Source organism: Janthinobacterium sp. GW458P, from assembly GCF_002127585.1.
Taxonomy (GTDB): domain Bacteria; phylum Pseudomonadota; class Gammaproteobacteria; order Burkholderiales; family Burkholderiaceae_D; genus Janthinobacterium.
This window is the reverse complement of record NZ_NEGZ01000008.1, coordinates 48,235-68,260: the sequence shown is the minus strand read 5'-3', so window position 1 is coordinate 68,260 and position 20,026 is coordinate 48,235. Positions and strand designations below refer to the sequence as shown.

Here is a 20,026-nt window from a genome sequence, read left to right as displayed (position 1 = left end):
CGATGAACGACGCCGGCACCGCCCATTTCAACATCCCCAACCTGCTGTTCGACAACCGCACGCCGCACGCGGCCAGCCAGTTCGACATGGTTGATCAATTCGGCGCAGCCTTTCACGTGGTGGTGGCGCGCATGGGCTACACCTTCGGTCCCTGCGGCGCGGACGGCGTGGCCAGCCTGCTGCCCATGGCGCGCCAGTCGCCACTGGCCACGGAAGACCGGCACCTGCACGGCGACACGCAGGCAGGCACCGTGCAGGAGAGCGACTTCGCGCCCTACAAGCCGCGCTGCGACGTGATCGTCAATGGCATGGCGCACGCGCCGCGCGGGCAGGCAATGCCGCAATTTCTCGTCAACCTGAAGGTGCGGTCGGAAAAGAAGAGCCTGATCGACAAGACCCTGCAAGTGTGCGGCGAGCGCGCCTTCCGCAAGAAAGCCATCCTGACGCGCCTGGCGCAAGGCTGCGCCCGCATTGCCACGGCGGGCTTGCTGCGGCCCAATCCGTGGTACTTGTCCACGCCTGAACCGTTCCTGCAATTGCCGCTGCACTACGCCTGCGCCTATGGCGGGCAATGCCGCATCGAGGCCGACGACTGCAACGCGGCGAAGCACGATTCCTGCCAGGCCAATCCGCTGGGGCTCGGTTTTGCGCGGCACTGGTATCTGGATGGAAAACATATCGATGAGGTGCCCGCCCCCCGCATCACGCAGCCGTCGCTGCCGTGCACGGCCGCCCAGTTCTGGCAAGGCGCGGGCGGCAAGGAGCTTCCCGCGCCGGCGGGGCTGGCCGCTATCGGCCGAGGCTGGCTGCCGCGCCGCGCACTGGCCGGACACATCGTGGAAAAAGACACATGGGGTGCCGACGAAGTCCCCTTGTTACCGGAAGACTTCGATTTCGCGTACTGGAACAGCACGCCGCCCGACCAGCAATGCCCGCACCTGGCGGGACTGGAGCAATTTACGTTGACCAATCTGTGCCGCCACGACCATCCGTCGGCCCGCATCGACCCGCGCGGCAACACCGTGCTGCGCTTCGCCCTGCCCCAACAAGTGATGTGCCTGCTACTGGCGGACAAGAACGATCAGTTGCTCGTCTGGCGCCTGGCCATCGATACGGTGCTGATCGCCCCTGAAGCGGCCAGCGTGGAACTGGTGTGGCGCGCCATCGTGCCGGCCGACGCGGGCCAGGTCGCGTCGCGCCTGCTGCACGTGATGGAGCCGGCGCAGATCGCACGCATAGCACTGCTGGAACAGGCCCAGGAAGCACTGGGCAAGGCGGCCGGGCAAGGTCAAAACAATGACAAATGAAACCGTCACCAAAGCCTCGCGCTTCTATTGCGTCAGCCTCAGCCCCGACATTTGCAAGACGCCCGTCGGCTCCAGCACGCCCCCTATTCCCTACAACATCATCGGTGAATTTGCGGAAGCACAAAACGCCTCGCCCAACGTCAAGTCGCACAGCGAGCCCGTCATCCTGCACCAGCGCAGCACCATTCCCACCGTCAAGGGCGACGCGGCCGGCAAGGCGGGCGGCATCAAGAGCGGCACCGTCGGCAAGCAGGTCGACACGAAGGTCGCCAGCCCCATCCACCGCGCCAACGGCGCCAGCCTGGTGCAGATGGGGCGCGAAGTATGGATGAATTCGCGCAATACCGTGGGCAAGATCTATGAGCGGGGCGCGGAGGCGACCAAGCCCGTGCTCAAGGAACTGAAGGCGGCGATACGGGAGGCGGCACAAGACTACAAGGATCATGGCTCCAAGAAAATGCATGGCGCCGCCGAAGACCTGGTGGACGCGGGCGGCACCGTCCTGACAGGCAGCGCCGTATTGGGCGTGGCTGGCGTTGGCGTGGCGGCAACGGGAGTGGGCGCCCCCGTTGCCGCCGCGATGGAAGCGGGAGCGGCAGCAGGCGCCGTTGCCGGCACGGCGACCGTTGCCAGTGGAACGGCAGTGGAAGCCTCTGCCACGGTGCTCGACCAGGCGGCCGATTACATATTGACAGGCAAGACACCGGATCTACTGAGCACCGCTGCGGACATCGGCATGAATGTCGCCGGCAACGTATTGCAAGCGGCAGTCTTCAGCAAGATTCCCGGCGGAAAAATACTGAGCAAGTTTCTCGGCAAGAAAGCGGCACCGACCATCAACAAGGTCAAGGACAAGCTGGTCGGCCAGAAACCGGACAAGCCGCCGCCAAAACTCGACAAACCTCCCCCGAAAAACGGCGGCGACGACGGCAAGAGCCGTGGCAAGAAGGAGCCGAAATCGGAACCGCCGTCCGACTGCTGTCCCAAGGATAGCGGCCCGGCGAAAAAACCCGTCAAGGGCCGCAAGCCCGTGCATTTCGGCACGGGCCAGGAAATCCTGTACCAGACGGATTTCGCGCTCGAGCGCAGCATCCCCATCGCCTGGACGCGCTGCTACCGCTCCGGCGCCGAATGCGAAGACTGGGGCTTGCTGGGCGCGCGCTGGTCCACGCCCTACACCACCAGCCTGTCGCTGTGCGAAGCCGGCATCGTGTTTCACGACGACAGCGGCCGCGCCCTGCGCCTTCCTGGCTTGGCACCGGGCCAGCAGCACGACAGCCGCAAGGAAGGTTTTTCGCTCACGCGCGACGGCGCCGACACCTTTACCGTGCTGTGGCGCGACGGCAGCAGCGACCGCTACGCGCGCGCAGAAGGCGGCTGGCTGCCGCACGGCTACGACGGCGTCAACGCCATGCTGGCCCCGTCCGCGCCGATTGCCGCGCAGCGTTTTGCGCTCGTGCGCAGCGAAGGGCGCGATGGACGCGGCGTCAGCATCGACCGCGTCATGGAGGCCAAGCCGGGCGAAGTGCTGCTGCGCCTGCGCAGCGACGATGGCAGCGTGCTCGAAGCCATGCGCGGAGAGACAGAACTGTCCTGCAGCATCGGCCGGGTTGACGAAGCGCTGGCGGACGGCAGCCGGCTCTGCCATGTCCGCTACGCCTATGCCAGCGAAACAGACGATAGCCAGCCGCCCTTCGCGCCCCGCTACAACCTGGTCAGCCAGTCGAATGCCCTGGGCGACACGCGCCGCTACAGCTATCGCCACCACCTGCTCACGTCGTGCAGCAGCTACACGGGTTTTACGTACGAACTGGAATGGATCAGCCTGGACGCGCTGCGCGCCCGCTGGCGCGGCTCGCCATTGAGCGAACAGGAACTGGCGCAGCGCCATCCCGTCACCGTGGCCAACAGCTACCAGGCGCGCGCCATCGCCACGCGCGCCCGGGATGGCAGCGAGCACACGCGCATCGATTACGTGGACAACGACACGAGCCACGTCACGGAAAACGGCGGCGTCCTCGAATACACCTTCGACGCCAACTGGCTGGTCACCGAAGTGCGCCGCGTGATCGACGGCAAGGCCGCCTCGCTGGGCCGGCGTGAATGGGACCGCGATGGCATGCTGCTGGCCGATATAGCCGCCAACGGCGCCGCCACGCGCTACGCCTACGATACCGCCGGCAACCTGACCCGCAGCACCGATGCCAAGGGGCACGGCAGCAACATCGACTACGACGGCCAGAACCAGCCCGTCGCCTTCACGGATGCGCTGGGCAATATCACACGCCGCGAATACGATGCGGCAGGCCGCCCCGTCAGCATCACCGATGCGCTGGGCCACGTCACGCGCTACCGCTACGACCAGCGCGGCCAGCTGGTGGAACTGGTCGACGCCAGGGGCGGCAGCAAGCATTTCCAGTACAGCCGCCAGGGCTTGCTCACCGCCTATACGGATTGCTCCGGCCACACCAGCGAATACAGCTACGACAAGCAGGGAAGATTGACGGCGGCACGCGATGCCATGGGCCACGTCAGCAGCTATGAATACGATGGCCTCGGCCGCCTGACCGGACTCATCGCACCAGACAAAACACGGGAACACTACGCCTACGATGCGGACGGCAATCTGGTCTCGCACGTGGGTGCCGCCGGCCAGCAGACGCGCTACCGCTACAACGGCCAGGGCTTGCCCGTGGAGCGCACGGACGCCATCGGCCAGACGGTGCAGTACCGCTACGATGCCGCGCTGCAACTGACGGAATTGATCAACGCCAAGGGCGAAAGCTACCGGCTCGCGTATCACACGGAAGGCTGGCTGGCGTCGGAAACGGGCTTCGACGGCAAGCGCACGCAATACAGCTACGACCAGGCCGGCAACCTCACCGCCACCGAGTGCGGCAGCCAGCGCACGCAGCTGCTGCGCGACGCGCTCGGTTTGTTATCCGTCAAGACCACGGCGGACGGCGTGGTGCGCTACGCCTACGATGCGCTGGGGCGGTTGACAGCCGTATCCGCGCCGCAAGCCGAACAGCGCTTTGTCCACGATGCGCTGGGCCAGCTGACCGAAGAGCGCAGCGCATATTTCCTGCAATCCCTGCCCGACGCCGGCAGGCTGCCCAACGCCCCGCGCGTGCCGGATGCCAGCTTTGCCATGACGCACGCCTATGACGAACTGGGCAACCGCATCCAGACGGTCTTGCCGAACGGCCGCCGCATCGACACGCTGCGCTACGGTTCCGGCCACTGGCATGGCGTGCTGTGGCTAGGCCAGACCGTGGTCGATGTCGAGCGCGACAAACTGCACCGCGAAAAACAGCGCACTCTGGGCAACAGCGGCCTGCTCGCCACGCGCCAGTACGATCCGCAATCGCGGCTCACCCAGCTGACCCTGGCGCGCGGCGCCGACGCACCCGCCCCCGTGCGCGAACGCCGCTTCGAATACGATGCGCAAGGCAACCTGACCACCATCGTTCAAACGGGCGCCACCACTGCCGGCCCGCTTGGCAAACTCAGCTATACCTACGATCCCGTCGGCCAGCTGCTGGCCGCCGTGCAGCCGGGCCTGGCGGAACGGTTCGCCTTCGACCCCGCTGGCAATCTGATCGACAAGGCTCCCGCACCCGGCAACGTCGTGAACAACTATGGCGATGCCGACTACGATTACGACGAGCAAGGCAACGCCACCGGCAAGCGCTTCCATCCGCCGGGCAGGGAGTCGGCCTGGAGCGACCTGGAACTGCAATACGACGCCGAAAACCGCCTCAGCCACGCCAGCAGGACGGAACGCCAGTCGCGCCACCGCGCCCGCTACTGTTATGACGCCTTCAGCCGTCGCATCGCCAAGCGGGTAGAAGAAGCACGCTGGAGCAAGCAACAAGACATCAGCAAAGACCAGCCCGCCCGCACGAGCGCCACCACCACCTTCTTCATCTGGGATGGCGACACGCTTGCACAGGAACTTGGGCAGGAAGAGACAGTCACATACCTGTACGAGCCGGACAGCTTCGTGCCGCTGGCCAGAATCGCTTCGCCAGCCTGCCGACAGGCAAACGCCGTACACCGGCCACGCTTGGCGCAGTGGGATTTACCCGCCACCCGGGACGATGCCGAACTGCAAGCGGCGATTGCGCAAGAACAAGCGGATACCGAAGCACTGCATGTCTCCGCATGGCAGCACATCCAAGCGGCAGCCGACGGCGCTGCAGTACACGACCACATCACCCACTACCACTGCGACCACCTGGGCACGCCGCGCGAGCTGACGGATGCGCAAGGCAACGTGGTCTGGAGCGGGCGCTACAAGGCATGGGGACGCCTGCTGCACGTCGAGGGAGAAATCAAGCAGCCGCTGCGGTTTCAGGGGCAGTATGAAGATGGGGAAACGGGGCTGTTTTACAACCGGTATCGGTACTATGAGCCTGATTGCGGACGCTATCTTAGTCAAGATCCTATCGGCATTCTAGGTGGACTGAATGGCTACGCATATGCAACAAATCCTATTCAGTGGAGCGACCCATTAGGACTGGCAAAATGCAGAGTCATCATTTCCAGCGCCGTAGACGAAATAAAAAACTTACCAGCATTGAATAATATGCTTCCAAGTGATATAAGAAAAATTTTACGGAGAAGAGGTTACATCATGGTGGGTTCCAGAACTAACTCTTCAGGATCCAATAAACGAGGGCAAGTCTGGACAAAGAACCTACCAGATGGAAATACAGCAGCAGTGCGCATTGACCCAGCTGAAAAACGCGCTATACCACTAGGAAATGCAGATGAAGTACCTCATGCCCACAAGGAAATTGTTCCGACATCTAGCGTAACCAACGGAAATTATGCCCCGCCAAAAATCTCTGGAGCAAAGTTATGTGATGACACTGGAAAACCAGCCGCAGCCGGTGACTACAAAGCTATGCACATTGAAATTAAAAATGGAATATTGGGAAAATGAAAAAATCAATAAATTCAAAAATATTAGACATCATAAAAAAAGGTGGAATAATTGAATTGGAGGATCTATCAAGATCATCCAACGAAAAAACATTGGAAGATGAACACTTAAATGAAATATTTAAACAAATCAATCAGAAAAACACAAGCGCAAGAAAAAAAGAAATACTCTGGCTAATCGCATTAAAAGGAAATAAAAATAGCGAATTACTGAAATTAGCCAAGAAAGAAATACAATCCATAAAAAACTTCGAAGAATATTCAACCGTTTCACATAGTTTAAATTACGCAATATGTTACGCACTATTTAAATCAGAAAATAATGACATCAAAAGCATTGAAAATGAATTACTTAAAAATAAATCAGGCGAAATTCGACTATTAGTTGCCGAATTTTATTTACACAAAAAACAAATTGAAAATACGATAGAAATAATAATAAAAATTCTAGATGAAACGAACATTGATCACAATGTAGCGAATGCAATTGACATGGACATAGAAAAAATTGCAAATATTGAAATACTAAAGAAAATGAAGGATAAGTACATCAACAACAAATCAGCCATCACCAACGGGATAAAACATGTAATTTCCGTCATAGAAACCGCCATTTCAAAAAAATAATTCCACGATGCCCATCAAAAAACCCGCGATCAATACGACGTATTATCCATCCCCTAGAAATATTAATAAATTACTCATTTAAGTAGTAAAAATTAGCAATGCATTTGACTTGACATATACTCTGAACGATACTTGCCACTGCCTGCATTGCAGCCAATAACAAGTCATCCATAAATCGCGCCACAACTATACAGAATCAACAGTTCTCCGTATGCCCTCCCCCTACATCGGCCGCTTCGCCCCCTCCCCCTCCGGTCCGCTACACATGGGCTCGCTTGTTGCCGCCATGGCCAGCTATCTCGATGCCAAGGTGCATCGCGGTACGTGGCTGTTGCGCATCGAGGACCTGGACTACGACCGCAATGTCGAGGGCGCCGATACGAGCATCCTGGCCAGCCTGCGGCGCTGCGGCATGCACTGGGATGGCGAGGCGACGTGGCAGAGCCGCAGGCTGCCGCTGTACGAGGCGGCGCTCAAGCGCTTGCAGGACGACGGCCTCGTGTATGCATGCGGCTGTTCGCGCAAGGAGATCCAGGATTCGGTGCTGCAAGCGGGCGCGCCCAAGGGGGGCGTCGCCGTGTATCCGGGCACCTGCCGCCATGGCCTGGCGCCGGGCAAGGCGGCGCGGGCCTGGCGGCTGCGCGTGCCGCAGGGAGCCGATGCGGTGTACTCTTTTACGGACCGCTGGGTGGGGCCGCAGCAACAGGACCTGGCCAAGGAAGTGGGCGACTTCATCGTGCTGCGCGGCGACGGTTTTTGGGCGTATCAGCTGGCCGTGGTGGTCGACGATGGCGCGCAGGGCGTCACGCAGGTGGTGCGCGGCGCGGACTTGCTCGACTCCACGCCGCGCCAGCTGTATCTGCAGGATGTGCTGGGCTTGCCCCATCCCGGCTTCTTGCACGTGCCCGTCGTCGTCAATGACAGCGGCGAGAAACTGTCGAAGCAGACGGGCGCCCTCGCCTTCGACACGGGCACCGGTGCGGCCGAACTGCTGGCGTCGGCATTGCTGCCGGCCGCCCGCTTCCTCGGTCTCGACGTGCGTGCCGACAACGTGGAAGACTTCTGGCGGCAAGCCATTCCCGCCTGGGCGCAGCGGCTGGCGCGCCTTCCTGAGCGGGCATAAAAAAACCCGCCGCGGCGCGAGCCGTCGGCGGGTTGAAGCAGGCGCCAGCCGCAAGGGCCGGCGCCAGGCATCAGGCAATTAGAAGTTGCCCTTGAACTGCACGCCAAATTGACGTGGCTCATTGATGAAGCCCGTGCGGTTGTTGAAGTCGATGGCGCCCGTGATACGCTGGGTGTCGGTGATGTTGCGGCCAAAAACGGCCATTTCATACTTGCCGGCATCCCAGGTATAACCCACGCGCAAGCCGCCTTCGACCATCGGCTTGCCGGTGAACTCGGTTGCCTCATACAGGAAGAAATTGATCTTGCTGCGGTAAGCCCAGTCCGTGAAGACGAAGAATTCGCCGTTTTCCATCGGGATCGAATAGCGGCCCGTGGCGGTGATCGTCCACTTCGGCGCTTGCGGCAACGGATTGCCGTCGATGACGGCGCGGTTCGCGGCGTTGATCGGATCGGTCACCGTGCAGCGCGTCTTGTCGCAGGTGGCGATCGACAGGCTCGGGTCCTTGATTTCCGTGAAGTTGTAGCTGCCGCCCAGCGACATCTTCAGGCTCGGCGTGACAAAGCCTTCCAGTTCCAGTTCCGCGCCGCGGCCGTTCGTCTTGGCCGCATTGATCAGGCGCGTCACGTTCGACGTGCCACCGACCACCGTCAGTTGCTGGTTTTTCACCTGGTAGTCGTACACGCTGAACGCCACGCGGGCGCGGCGGTTGAACAGGTCGGCCTTGACGCCCGCTTCGAACGAGGTGATGGTTTCCGCATCGGCCACCGTCACGGATACTTTGTCGCTGGCCGGGGCGATACTTGGCGCGCGGAAACCGGTGGCGATACGGCCGTAGAAATTCACGTCCTTGTTGTATTTATAGGTGCCGCTCAGGTCCCAGTTGACCTTGGCTTTGCTGACATCGGCGCTGGTCGGGTTGACCTGCACGATGTTGGTCGCTTCCACCGTGTTGAAATCTTTCTTGTCCTTGGTGTAGCGCAAGCCGGCGCGCAGCATGAAGTCATCGTTGACGGCGTAGTTCACGGAACCAAACGTTGCCCAGGCCGAGTTCTTCTGGCGGCTGGCCAGGTGCGTGGTCAGCACATGCGTGTCGGTGTCGAAGTTGTCGGTAAAACCGTTGGCATCTTCGTTGAAATAGTACACGCCAGCCTGCCAGTTCAACGGGCCGGCATTCTTCGATTCGGCACGGAATTCCTGCGAGTATTGTTTCACGCTGGTAATGCCGCCAGCCGTTTCAACCTGGAAAGGAATGAAGTTGGGGCTGGTCGGGCCAAGGCCGTTCGGCGTGCCGCCGTCGATGTCGCCGTGCGACACATAATTGCCGACCTGTTCCAAGCCGGTGATCGAGTACAGTTTAATACCGTCGAGGTCCCAGCTCAGGCGGGCGCTGGCGCCGTTGGTGCGCAGGCGCTGGAAATTCGGCGCATTCGTGAACGATTTCTTCGGGTCGAAACCGTCGACGATGTCGTTCGTGCCCTGCTTGATCAGGTTGGCGTAGAACACGCGCGCGCTGCCCGTGGTGTTGCGCTGGTGCACATTGAACAGGGCGTTGAACGTGGTGTTCGGTGCGTACAGCAGTTGCACGCGCTCCGCATGTTCGTTGTAGCCGTCCAGCGCATTCTTCTGGCCCGTAAACGTGTTGTCGACGTAATCGTCGCGGTGCTGGCGCAGGGTCGAGACGCGCAGCGCCCATTCCTTGCTCAGCGGCACGTTGACGGCGCCGTCGAAGTTGGTCGTGTTGTGCGTGGCGGCGGAAACGTTGTAATAGCCTTCAACCTTGTCCAGCTTCGGCTTGACGGATTCGAACTTGACCACGCCGGCCGGCGTATTGCGGCCGAACAAGGTGCCTTGCGGGCCGCGCAGCACTTCCACGCCGGCCACGTCGAAAATCGGATAGCCCTTGAGAATAGGGTTTTCCTGCACGACGTCGTCGTAAATCAGGGAAACAGGTTGCGATGCAAAGATGTTGAAGTCGGTATTGCCGTAGCCGCGGATGTAGAAGCGGGGGAAGGTGCGTCCGTTCGACGATTCCACGTTCAGGCTCGGCACTTTGCCGGCCAGCACGCGGATGTCTTGCCCACCGGAGACCAGCACGTCGAGCTTCTCGTCGCGCAGCAGCGACACGGAGACGGGCACGTCGCGGATATTTTCCTTGCGGCGCTGCGCCGTGACGGTCACGGTTTCCAGCTGGCTGGCGGCAGGGGCCGTATCAGCAGCGACTTCATCAGCGTAAGCCGAGCCGATAGGCAAGGCAGCGGACAGTGCCAGCATTGCAGCGCTTTTGGCGCACAAACGCTGGTGCATCTTGGACATCTTGATCATGTGGTTTCCCAGAAGTTTAAAAAAAGAATTGCGAAATCTGTCTTTCTTGCAACCTGTCTCCCGGTTATATACGACGCTGGACGATCGTTTGCACCATCACGGTGCAGCAGCGCGAGCGGATGTTCCCCCGCTCTCGGCGTCACTGGCTCTGTCCTGGCTGTCACTCAAGTTGACAGCGGTGCCGGCCGCATCTCTGGGATGTCTGATGAACACCAACTTTTAAGTAAGGCGCCAATTTAATTCAAGCAGCTTATGCACGGCAAGAATATTGTTATGTAAAATATTTATTCACCAACATTCAAGGCTGACTAGTGGTTATTCAGCCACAATATGGACGAGACCTTGCTGTATTCGCGTTTTCCAGCCCGGGCGCCGCGATTTCCGCAAAGCGGCGACGCGGTCCCTGAAGGACACCCCCGGGCGGAGATTTGACTGTAATATCGCCGTACCTGACCCAGCCGTGCTGCCACATCCCGGTGCAGCGGCGGCGCGCCGCACCATTACGTACCCTATCCATGCCAGAACCCAGCCTGCATAGCCACGACTTGCCCACTTCTCCCGCCGCCGCCCGGGCCGCGCATATGCTGCTGGGCGCCCATTGCGACATCGTCTGGAGCACGAAAACCTTCGGCCAGTTCGATGCCGACCAGCCCTCGTGGCGCGCCTTCACGGGCCAGACGGAAGCCGAACTGCTGGGCCGCGGCTGGCTCAATGCCCTGCATCCGGACGACCGCAACTTGCCTTATGTCATGCCATCGCATCTGACGACCGTGTTCGAAGCGGAATACCGGCTGCGCCACGTCAGCGGCAGCTACCGCAACGTCATCGTGCGCATGCTGCCCGTGCTGGCGCCCGACGGCAGCATCGTTGAATGGCTGGGCTCGCATTGCGACGTGACGCAGCAACGGCAGACGGAACAACGCTTGCGCCTGGCCATGCAGGGCGGCCGCATGGGCACGTGGGAAATCGACCTGGGGAGCGGCAGCATGAGCTGCTCCGACGCGTTCAAGGCCAATCTGGGCCTGCCGCCCGCCAGCAACATCGATTACGCGCAACTGACGGGGGCCATGCTCGACGGCGACCTGCAGCACTGGCAGACGGCGGTGCACGCGGCCATCGCCAGCGCCAGCGATTTCGAGGTCGAAATCCGCGTGCGCTGGGCCGATGGCTCGCTGCACTGGGCGCACATGCGCGGCACCTGCGCCAGTGACGGCGCCGGCAATGTCATCGCCCTGTCCGGCATCTCGCTCGACTTGACGGCCAGCAAGCAGAACGAGGAAACCTTGCGCCTGACCCTGGCGGCCGGCGAAGTGGCCACGTGGAACTGGGATATCGTCGCTGACCGCGTGACTGCCGACAACAACATGGCGCGCTTGTTCCCCGTCAATGCCGGCGCGGCCACGGCGGCGCCGCTGGCGCGCTACCTTGACATCATCCACCCCGATGACCGTGAGCGAGTCAGCGCGCAGATTGAGCAGGCCGTGCGCGCGCATGCGCCTTTCGAAGCGAGCTACCGCATCGGCGACCACGACGGCCGCTACCGCTCGGTCATCGCGCGGGGGCGCGTGGACTATGCGCCGGACGGCACGCCCTTGCAATTGCCCGGCGTCCTGCTCGACATCACGCGCCAGAAACAGGTGGAAGACGCGCTGCGCAGCAGCGAGGAACGCTACCGCACCCTGATCGAACTGATGGACCAGGCTTTTTGCGTCATTGAAATGCTGTACGACGAGCATGGCCGTCCCGTGGATTTCCGCTACCTGGAAGGCAACCCCGCCTTCGTCAAGCAGTCGGGCCTGGACAATGCCATCGGCAAGACCATCCGCAGCTTCGTGCCCGAGCACGACCAGCACTGGTTCGACCTGTACGACCACGTCGTCAAGACTGGCGAGCCCGTGCGCTACGAAAACGAGGCCGTGGCCATGGAGCGCTGGTTCGAAGTCTTCGCCGCGCGCCTGGGCGGCCCCGGCAGCCGCCTGCTGACGGTGCTGTTCAGCGATATCAGCGAACGCAAGCGCTCGGAACAGCAGTTGCGCCAGCTGGCGGACAACCTGTCCGAAATGGACCGGCGCAAGACGGAATTCCTAGCCACCCTGGCGCACGAACTGCGCAACCCGCTCGCGCCCATCCGCAATGGCTTGCAGATCATGCGCCTGGCTGCCGACAAGCCCGCCACCGTGGCGAGAGTGCGCGACGTGATGGAGCGGCAAGTCAATCAGATGGTGCACCTGGTCAACGACTTGCTGGACGTGGCCCGCATCACGCGCGGGCAGATCGAACTGCGGCTGGAACGCACGGACTTGAAAACCATCATCGCCGGCGCCGTGGAAACGAGCATGCCGCTGATCGAGGCGAGCCGCCACCAGCTGCAGGTGCAACTTGCTGAAGAGCCGCTGCCGCTCGACGCCGACCCCACGCGCCTGGCGCAAGTGCTGGGCAATTTGCTCAACAACGCCGCCAAGTACACGCCGGCCGGCGGCCACATCGCCTTGCGCGCAGTACGCGACGGCAACGAAGCATTGATCGAGGTCAAGGACAGCGGCGTGGGCATCCCCGCCGAATCGATCGCCACCGTGTTCGACATGTTCACCCAGGTGGGCCAGAACATGGGCCGCGCCCAGGGCGGGCTGGGCATCGGCCTGTCGCTGGTGCGGCGCCTGGCCGAGCTGCATGGCGGCAGCGCCACGGCGGCCAGTCCCGGCGCCGGCCTGGGCAGCACCTTCAGCGTGCGCCTGCCGCTGCTGGCAGAGGAAGCCCAAACACCCGCCGCGACGGTCGCCCCCGCCAGCGCCGCCGCCGCCCCCCACTTCCGCGTGCTGGTGGTGGACGACAATGTCGATGCGGCCGAGACCCTGGCGGCCGTGCTCGACATGATGGGCCATGCCACGCAAGTGGCCCACGACGGCGCGCAGGCGCTGGCCGTGGCGCCGCAATTCTTGCCTGACGTCATATTCCTCGACATCGGCCTGCCCGGCATGAACGGCTACGAAGTGGCGCGCGCGCTGCGCCGGACAGCGGCCGGCGCAGCTGCCGTGCTCGTCGCATTGACGGGCTGGGGCGCCGAAAACGACCGCAGTCAATCGAGCGCGGCAGGCTTCGACCACCATCTGACCAAGCCGGCCAACCTGCATGCCATCGGCGAACTGCTGGCCACCCTTTCCACTCCAAACATAGCGACAGACCATGACTGACTCCCCGAACCACGTTCGCCGCACCCTCCTGCTGGCCAGCGGCGCCGCCCTGCTGTGCCCGGCGCCGCTGCTGTTTGCCGCGCCCGCCACCGGCATCGCCGCCGCCCAAACTCAGCTGGCCGCGCTGGAACAGGTCGCCGGCGGACGCCTCGGCGTTGCCGCCTGGCGCCAGGGCAGCGAGCAGCGTGTGGCCTACCGCGCCGACGAACGCTTCCCCCTGTGCAGCACCTTCAAGGCGATGCTGGCGGGCGCCGTGCTGGCCCGCAGCGCCAGCCAGCCGGGCTTGCTGGAACAGCAGGTGCGCTACGAGAAAAAGGAACTGGTCACCTATTCGCCCATCACGGAAAAGCATCTGGCCGACGGCATGAGCGTGGCGGACCTGTGCGCCGCCACCTTGCAGTACAGCGACAATAGCGCAGCCAATTTCCTGATGACAATACTGGGCGGGCCGCAAGCCGTGACGGCGTTTGCGCGCAGCATCGGCAACACGGTATTCCAGCTGGAGCGCTGGGAAACGGAATTGAATAGTGCCATCCCCGGCGAAGTGCGCGACACGGCCAGCCCCGCGTCGATGGCGCACAGCTTGCAGCAATTGTTATTGGGAAATAGTTTGCCGGCCCCGCAGCGCCAGCAGCTCGATAGCTGGATGCGCGGCAACACGACGGGCGACAAGCGCATCCGCGCCGGCGTGCCGGCCGGCTGGCAGGTGGCCGATAAAACGGGCTCGGGCGCCTACGGCAGCGTCAACGACATCGGCGTCGCCTACCCGCCCGGCGGCGCGCCGCTGCTCATCGCCGTGTACTACACGCGCGAACAGAAAAACGCGGACACGAATCAGGACATCATCACGGCCGCCACGCGCATCGTGACGGCTGCGCTGGTGTAATTACTTCGGCAGGGCGGCCATGAAGCCCGCATAAGTCGACCAGGCGGGATCGGCCGCGCTGCGGATTTCAATCGGAAACTTCGGGCGCGGCGCCAGGGCCGTGTTGAGGCGGTTGAAGAATTCTTCGCCCGACTGCGTGTAATAAATCCATTCGCGCAAGTTTTCGCCCGTCGATACCAGCGCCAGGGTGGCGAAGCCCTCTTCTTCCACCACGGGCGCCAGCGCCGCTTCCAGCTCTTCCATATGCTCGCGCTCGTTCGGCGCGGGCATGCCCGTTTCATCCTCATAGCGCCAGGCGATGATGATGCGGTCCGGCTGCGACGACAAATCCCAGTCGTCATGGAAGGCGTCGACGTAGCGGTAGATGATGGCCATCTCGTCGCTATGCGTGACGATGGTGCCCCAGCTGCGGGCGGAAGTGGAATTTTCGTTCATGGTTGCAACAGTCAAAAAGTAAAATCGGGCAAAGGGCGAGCAGTCTACAGCACTGGAGGGCAAGTGACATTCCAGGCGTCATACTGGGCACCGCTCTTGCGCAGCCAGATGCGGGCGTAGCTGCCGCGGTCGCTCTTGAACACGAGCGCATAGCGCTCCTCGGCACGCGGCGCGGCGGCGCCCACGTCGACGGCCGCCAGCGAAAATTTCAGCGCGCGCAGCGGTGCGCAGGCCGTGTTACCCGCCATCAATAATCGCGCCCGTTCCAGCAGCGGCTTCTGGTACAGCAAGACGCCTTCCAGTTCCACATCGGGTATCCGCTGCAACATGCGCACGGGTTCGGCCACGGGGCGGCACGCGCCACGGTCGAGCCAGGCGAAGTATTCCATGCCCGCCTCTTGCCAGCCGGTGCCGTGCAGCACGAACTTGGTGCGCTGCGTGCGGCACAGCGCGCCATGCCCGCGATACGGCGGCGTTTCCACGCTGCCCACCACTTCGCTGCCACGTCCCCCCACGATGGGTACGCTCTCGAACACGGTGCGCGCCGCCGGTTCGCCCGGATATTGCTGCGCATAAAATGCCAGCAAGGACGCGCGCTGCTGCGCATCCACCGCCACGGCCTCGGCGGCGCTGGCTGAGAGGCACACGGCCGATACGGTAAAAAGCGCGACAGAGCGCATGAAATATCCTGGCATGGCATTCCTTCAATCGACGTTCAGGGACGGGTATCGCTCAAGCGCCGATTATATAGTTACCAGGAAATGCCGGGCGGACGGCCTGTCAGCAGGTGCGCAAGGTGGCGAAAGCGAAACAGACTTGATATTTAGTAAGAATCTGTCTTGCTGCGCAATACATCCAGCAACAATTGCCGCTTCGCCAGCAAGGCCGGATCGAATGCCGTCCACTGTTCCAGCCGCAACGCATACGCGGGGGTCATCATCCAGCCGAACACCTCCGCCTTGTCTTCCTCGGGGCCGTAGGCGGCGTACAGGCTCACCAGGGCGGGCTGCGGGTGGCCCAGGTTCTGGAAACCCTTGCCGTAGGCCGTGGCGCCGCCCTGGCCGTAGGCCGTGCCGGGCGGATTCAGGGCCAGCCAGGCGGGGTCGCGGTAATAGAAATCGTTGAACAGCCGGTGTTCGATGAAGTGGTAGTACTCGTGGTGTACGCGCAATTCCATGCCGGATGGACACAGGGCGGCCAGCAGGTTGTCGGCGTAGACGACGCTGTCGATGTCCGGCGCCGGCATGGCCAGGCGGCGCTGGCCATCCACGCTCAAGTCCTTCACCAGCACGACGCGGCGCAAGCCCGTGCGCGCGAAGACGCCGGCCGGGTAGCGCTCCATGGCCGGCAGCACGATGCTGAGCAGCAATTGCAGGCCGGCACGGTCTTGCACCGAGTCGGTAAACGGCTGCGCCTCGCTGGCGGGCATGGCCAGGGTCCAGGCGGGCGCCAGTTGCAGGACCGCCAGGCGCGCCGTGGCGATGGCCTGCAATTGCGCCACGCTGGCGTCCTTGGGTGCGACGGGTGCATAGCGCACGTTCCAGTCGCACTCGCTGCGCATGCTGTCTTGCTGGGCCGCACGCTCGAACGCTTGCGTGTAGGCAGCCGATGGCGCGGACGGGCCGCCGCCGGCGCAGGCGGACAGCAATACAAGGGCAAGACAGGACAGCAAACGGCAAGCGGGCATGGGATCTTTCACAGGCATAAAAATGGGGCGCAATCGCCGCGCCCCATTGTACAAGCTGTAATTTCCTCACGGCATCAGCGCTGGTAATTCCTGAAGAAATGCCAGCTGATGACAGTGGCGTCCGGGCCCAGTTCATCGCTGAAGGGCCAGCCCGGAGGACCGCCGCTCCACGCGTGGTTCATGCCCTCGACCGTGTACTTTTGCGCGATGACGGCGCCGTTATGCAGATACGTGTCGATGGAATAGCTGCGGCCGTAAGGCACGGTCTGGCGCACGATGCTGTCGGCACGGTAGCGCACGCTGTCATTGTCGAGGCCATCGTCGCCGTAATCGCTGGTCTGCAGGAATTGCTCGATGGTTTGCTCGCCGTTGACGGGGTTGACGACGATGTCGGCCGTGCCGTGGAACACCATCGTCGGCATCAGCCGGCGCGGCGAACCGGAGCAGCGCCACGCATCCTTGCCCCGCACCTTCGGGTCAAAGGAACTGCCGTTGAACAGCGAGTCGGCGGCCGTAATCATGCCGATGGCGCCCTTGTACATGCCGCCCGAATGCACCATCACGGCGGCGAAGACGTCGGAGTAACAGGCGGCCATGATGGAGGCCATGGCGCCGCCGGCCGAGATGCCCGTCACGTACACGCGGCTGTCCTGCACCGCATATTTGCCCTTGACCTTGTTCAAGATGCCCATCAGCACGGCCGGCTCGCCCGTGCCCCGCTCCTGGTTCAGCGGCAACATGAAATTCCAGCAGCGCATGGGGTTGGCCGTGACGTTCTGGCGCGGGTAGACGACGATGAAATTCTCGCGGTCGGCCAGCTCGTTGTAGCGGCTGACGGCAGCCATGCTGTTCGGCTCGGAACCGCAGCCGTGCAGCATCAGCACCACGGGCAGCGGGGTATTCGGATTGTAATTGCTCGGCAGCCAGACCTGGTATTCGCGCGAGCCCCACAGACTCGCATACAGGCCGAAATCCCACTGCCCGGCGGCAGCCGGCAGCGCGGCCAGCAAGCCGCAGGCGGCGATGAGTGCAGATAACAAGTGACGCAGTTGCTGATGCAGATGTGCCATGCCAGTCTCCTGATTATTATTCACGACGAAAACAGCGACAACGAAGCGGCTTGATACACATCAAGCCGGTACTTCTACAAGCCCTTAAAATTTGTAGCCTGCCTTGGCGATGATCTGGCGCGGCGGGCCATAGAAACCGTCTAGGATGAACACGGCCGGAATGTTGTAGCCATCCGTGCGGTAACGCTTGTTGCCCAGATTGCTGCCGTGCAGGCTGAAGGTCCAGTTCTTCGGTGCTTCCCACACGAGGCCGGCCGTCCAGATGCTGTAGCCGCCCTGCGCCAGGGTTTCGCTCAAGTCCGTGGTCGGGTAGACCTTGCTGCGGTAGCCATAGCCGACCATGCTGCGCAGCGCGCCGCCGAACACGCCGCGGTCCGTGCGCGTCACGTTCAAGCCCGCTTGCCGGGCCGGCGTATTGCTGAACTTTTGCGTATCCGCAATGTTCTTGCCGCCGCTCATGAACTCGTCATAGCCGGCATTGAGCAGGGCCAGGAAACCGTTGACTTCCCACTGGCGGTTCGGCCGCCACGAGAATTCGAACTCCGCGCCCTTGACGGTGCCCTTGCCCGCATTCGTGAAGTCGCCATAGAAGCCCGGCACGCCGCCCGGCTGCACGTAGCTGGTGAAGACGGACAATTGAATATCCTTGTAGCGGTTGTAGAACAGGGCCACGTTGGCGTCGAAAGTGTCGTCCGGCGCCGCGTACTTCATGCCCACTTCCAGCGCGTCGAGTTTTTCGTCCTTGTAGGGACGCGCGGAATCGGGCACCACCAGGTTGTTGGCGCGCACGTTGTAGCCGCCGGACTTGAAGCCGCGCGACAGGTTGCTGTAGAAATTCGTCGTCTTCGACGCTTCATAGCGCACGGAGATTTTCGGCGAGGTATTGCTCACCGACAAGGACTTGTCGAAGTCGGCCGCCGTCTGGATGGGCCGCGTGAAACCCACGTCGGCAAAGGCGCGGTTGAGTACGATGGCGCGCTTGTCCTCGCGCGTGTGGCGCAAGCCCGCGTTGATGCTCCACACCTTGCCCAGCGGCCAGGTCCAGTCCGTGTACAGCGCCGTGCTGTCCGTTTCCACCGTGCTGACGGCGGCCGTGAACTGGCGTCCCAGGAAGTTGTTGTAGATGCCGCCGCCGGCCTTGCCTTCAAAGCGGTACAGGCCGATCACGCCGGCGCCGTAGTCGCCGCTGTACGAGGCCTGCAATTCCAGGCTTTTCTGCTCGTCGCGCGAATCGCCGAAGACGTCGGCGATAGGCTGCTGCAAGCCGTCGAAGTCGATGGTTTGCTCGGAGGTACTGTGCCGCCGGGCGCCGATCACTTTCACGGACCAGTCGTTCGACAAGGTGTAGTTGGCCACCAGCGAACCGCCCCGGTTATGCGTGAAGTTGTGGCCAGGCATGCCGCTCTCGATATCGTAGGCGCTGGTGCTGGCGGGCCGCTTGAGCGGGTCGAAAGCGCTCACGCCCATGCGCTGGAAGCCGCGCACGCCGGATTCGTCATCGGTGGCGTCCACGCTCAGCACAACGGTGAGCGGGATGTCCTGCGGAAAATAGCCGACGGACAGGCGCGCGGCCGTGCTGTCCTGGTTGCTGACCTGTTCGCCGTTAAACGTGTTGCGGCCGAAACCGTCGCGGTCCAGCTTGGCGGCGGCCAGGCGCGCGCGCCAGGTGCCGCTCTCGTTGGCCACGTTGAAGGCGGCCTTGAAGTTGCGCTGATTGTAATTGCCGAGGCCCACTTCGGCCGAGGCGCCGTTTTCCTTCGCCAGGGGGCGCGAAATATACTTGATGGCGCCGCCGATGGTGTTCTTGCCGTACAGGGTGCCTTGCGGGCCGCGCAGCACTTCGATGCGCTGCACGTCGAACACGTCGAGCAGGGCGCCTTGCGGCCGGGCCATGTAGACGTCGTCGAAATAAATGCCCACGCCCGGGTCCACGCCCCAGACGGGGTCGGCCTGGCCCACGCCGCGGATGAAGGCCGTCAAGGTGGTATTCGTGCCGCGCGAGGCGTACACGGTCAGGTTCGGCACGCGCTCCTGCAGGTCGGCCAGGTTCTGGATATTCGCCCGTTCCAGGGCCTTGGCGGAAAACGCCGTGACGGCCAGCGGCACGTCCTGCAGCCGCTCTTCGCGGCGGCGGGCGGAAACGGTGACGGTGTCCATGCGTTCTTTCGCGTCGCTGGCTTCGCTGGCGCTCTGGGCGCTGGCGGCGGCAGGCGCGGCCGCCTCCTGCGCCAGGGCCTGGGTGGAAAAGCTGAAGGCGCCGGCCAGGGCGAGGGAAGCGGATAAGGGGTTCAAAGCAAGTTTCATAGCGTCTCCATGTTTTTCATGCTCGCTGGCAACATTGGCGGACGGCCGGTTTGCAGAATCACAAGACGTAACGATACCGGCGCGCAAAAAGCGTGCACCCGTCCTGCGATGGCTGATTCCC

Annotated in this window: 12 protein-coding genes; 6 read left to right on the top strand and 6 right to left on the bottom strand. The window is 62.5% G+C overall.

The window, feature by feature from the left end; all coding sequences use genetic code 11:
• The first annotated feature begins 2 nt into the window (after nt 1-2).
• The 4 genes from CBW50_RS07925 to gluQRS all read left to right on the top strand — a co-directional run bounded on the left by CBW50_RS07925 (nt 3) and on the right by gluQRS (nt 8,007).
• Entirely contained in the window at nt 3-1,307 is a 1,305-nt protein-coding gene (locus tag CBW50_RS07925; RefSeq protein WP_086145023.1) for a DUF2169 domain-containing protein, read from the top strand.
• A complete protein-coding gene (locus CBW50_RS07920) occupies nt 1,297-6,258 on the top strand; it encodes an RHS repeat-associated core domain-containing protein (RefSeq protein WP_086145022.1) in 4,962 nt (1,653 codons plus the stop codon). Before CBW50_RS07925 ends, CBW50_RS07920 begins: the two co-directional genes overlap by 11 nt.
• A complete protein-coding gene (locus CBW50_RS28730) occupies nt 6,255-6,884 on the top strand; it encodes a hypothetical protein (protein ID WP_139842442.1) in 630 nt (209 codons plus the stop codon). Before CBW50_RS07920 ends, CBW50_RS28730 begins: the two co-directional genes overlap by 4 nt.
• A gap of 211 nt (nt 6,885-7,095) precedes the next feature.
• Nucleotides 7,096-8,007 carry a tRNA glutamyl-Q(34) synthetase GluQRS gene (gene gluQRS, locus CBW50_RS07915; protein WP_086145021.1) on the top strand — a complete coding sequence of 304 codons (912 nt, stop codon included), beginning with the start codon at nt 7,096-7,098 and terminating at the stop codon, nt 8,005-8,007.
• Between the two features lie 78 nt (nt 8,008-8,085).
• On the opposite strand, the gene CBW50_RS07910 is transcribed toward gluQRS, so the two are convergent.
• Nucleotides 8,086-10,332: a TonB-dependent receptor gene (locus CBW50_RS07910; protein WP_086145020.1), complete on the bottom strand. Its 2,247-nt coding sequence runs from the start codon at nt 10,330-10,332 to the stop codon at nt 8,086-8,088.
• A gap of 515 nt (nt 10,333-10,847) precedes the next feature.
• Between CBW50_RS07910 and CBW50_RS07905 the strand changes: the two genes are divergently transcribed.
• Together CBW50_RS07905 and bla are read left to right on the top strand one after the other, a co-directional pair.
• Nucleotides 10,848-13,523, top strand: a complete 2,676-nt coding sequence (locus CBW50_RS07905) for a PAS domain-containing hybrid sensor histidine kinase/response regulator (RefSeq protein ID WP_086145019.1) — start codon at nt 10,848-10,850, stop codon at nt 13,521-13,523.
• Complete coding sequence (gene bla / locus CBW50_RS07900) at nt 13,516-14,409, top strand: class A beta-lactamase (protein ID WP_086145018.1); 894 nt, start codon at nt 13,516-13,518, stop codon at nt 14,407-14,409. The genes CBW50_RS07905 and bla overlap by 8 nt, the downstream gene beginning before the upstream one ends.
• On the opposite strand, the gene CBW50_RS07895 is transcribed toward bla, so the two are convergent.
• The 5 genes from CBW50_RS07895 to CBW50_RS07875 all read right to left on the bottom strand — a co-directional run bounded on the left by CBW50_RS07895 (nt 14,410) and on the right by CBW50_RS07875 (nt 19,905).
• A complete protein-coding gene (locus CBW50_RS07895; protein ID WP_076567214.1) occupies nt 14,410-14,844 on the bottom strand; it encodes a DUF695 domain-containing protein in 435 nt (144 codons plus the stop codon).
• A 44-nt stretch (nt 14,845-14,888) separates the two neighbouring features.
• Nucleotides 14,889-15,524 (bottom strand): hypothetical protein, encoded by a 636-nt coding sequence (locus tag CBW50_RS07890; RefSeq protein ID WP_099419561.1) that lies wholly within the window; start codon nt 15,522-15,524, stop codon nt 14,889-14,891.
• 143 nt (nt 15,525-15,667) lie between these two features.
• Entirely contained in the window at nt 15,668-16,531 is an 864-nt protein-coding gene (locus CBW50_RS07885; protein ID WP_139842441.1) for a hypothetical protein, read from the bottom strand.
• A 74-nt stretch (nt 16,532-16,605) separates the two neighbouring features.
• The gene (locus CBW50_RS07880) at nt 16,606-17,601 is read right to left on the bottom strand and encodes a PHB depolymerase family esterase (protein ID WP_086145015.1); all 996 of its coding nucleotides are present in this window, start codon (nt 17,599-17,601) and stop codon (nt 16,606-16,608) included.
• Between the two features lie 84 nt (nt 17,602-17,685).
• The gene (locus CBW50_RS07875; protein WP_086145014.1) at nt 17,686-19,905 is read right to left on the bottom strand and encodes a TonB-dependent receptor; all 2,220 of its coding nucleotides are present in this window, start codon (nt 19,903-19,905) and stop codon (nt 17,686-17,688) included.
• Nucleotides 19,906-20,026: the final 121 nt, after the last annotated feature.

Excerpts from the sequence above, each read along its gene's own strand:
- CBW50_RS28730 (WP_139842442.1), top strand. The coding sequence starts at position 6,255 with ATGAAAAAATCAATAAATTCAAAAATATTAGACATCATAAAAAAAGGT.
- CBW50_RS07890 (WP_099419561.1), bottom strand. The coding sequence starts at position 15,524 with ATGCGCTCTGTCGCGCTTTTTACCGTATCGGCCGTGTGCCTCTCAGCC.
- CBW50_RS07920 (WP_086145022.1), top strand. The coding sequence starts at position 1,297 with ATGACAAATGAAACCGTCACCAAAGCCTCGCGCTTCTATTGCGTCAGC.
- CBW50_RS07880 (WP_086145015.1), bottom strand. The coding sequence starts at position 17,601 with ATGGCACATCTGCATCAGCAACTGCGTCACTTGTTATCTGCACTCATC.
- bla (WP_086145018.1), top strand. The coding sequence starts at position 13,516 with ATGACTGACTCCCCGAACCACGTTCGCCGCACCCTCCTGCTGGCCAGC.
- CBW50_RS07875 (WP_086145014.1), bottom strand. The coding sequence starts at position 19,905 with ATGAAACTTGCTTTGAACCCCTTATCCGCTTCCCTCGCCCTGGCCGGC.
- gluQRS (WP_086145021.1), top strand. The coding sequence starts at position 7,096 with ATGCCCTCCCCCTACATCGGCCGCTTCGCCCCCTCCCCCTCCGGTCCG.
- CBW50_RS07925 (WP_086145023.1), top strand. The coding sequence starts at position 3 with ATGAACGACGCCGGCACCGCCCATTTCAACATCCCCAACCTGCTGTTC.
- CBW50_RS07895 (WP_076567214.1), bottom strand. The coding sequence starts at position 14,844 with ATGAACGAAAATTCCACTTCCGCCCGCAGCTGGGGCACCATCGTCACG.
- CBW50_RS07910 (WP_086145020.1), bottom strand. The coding sequence starts at position 10,332 with ATGATCAAGATGTCCAAGATGCACCAGCGTTTGTGCGCCAAAAGCGCT.
- CBW50_RS07885 (WP_139842441.1), bottom strand. The coding sequence starts at position 16,531 with ATGCCCGCTTGCCGTTTGCTGTCCTGTCTTGCCCTTGTATTGCTGTCC.
- CBW50_RS07905 (WP_086145019.1), top strand. The coding sequence starts at position 10,848 with ATGCCAGAACCCAGCCTGCATAGCCACGACTTGCCCACTTCTCCCGCC.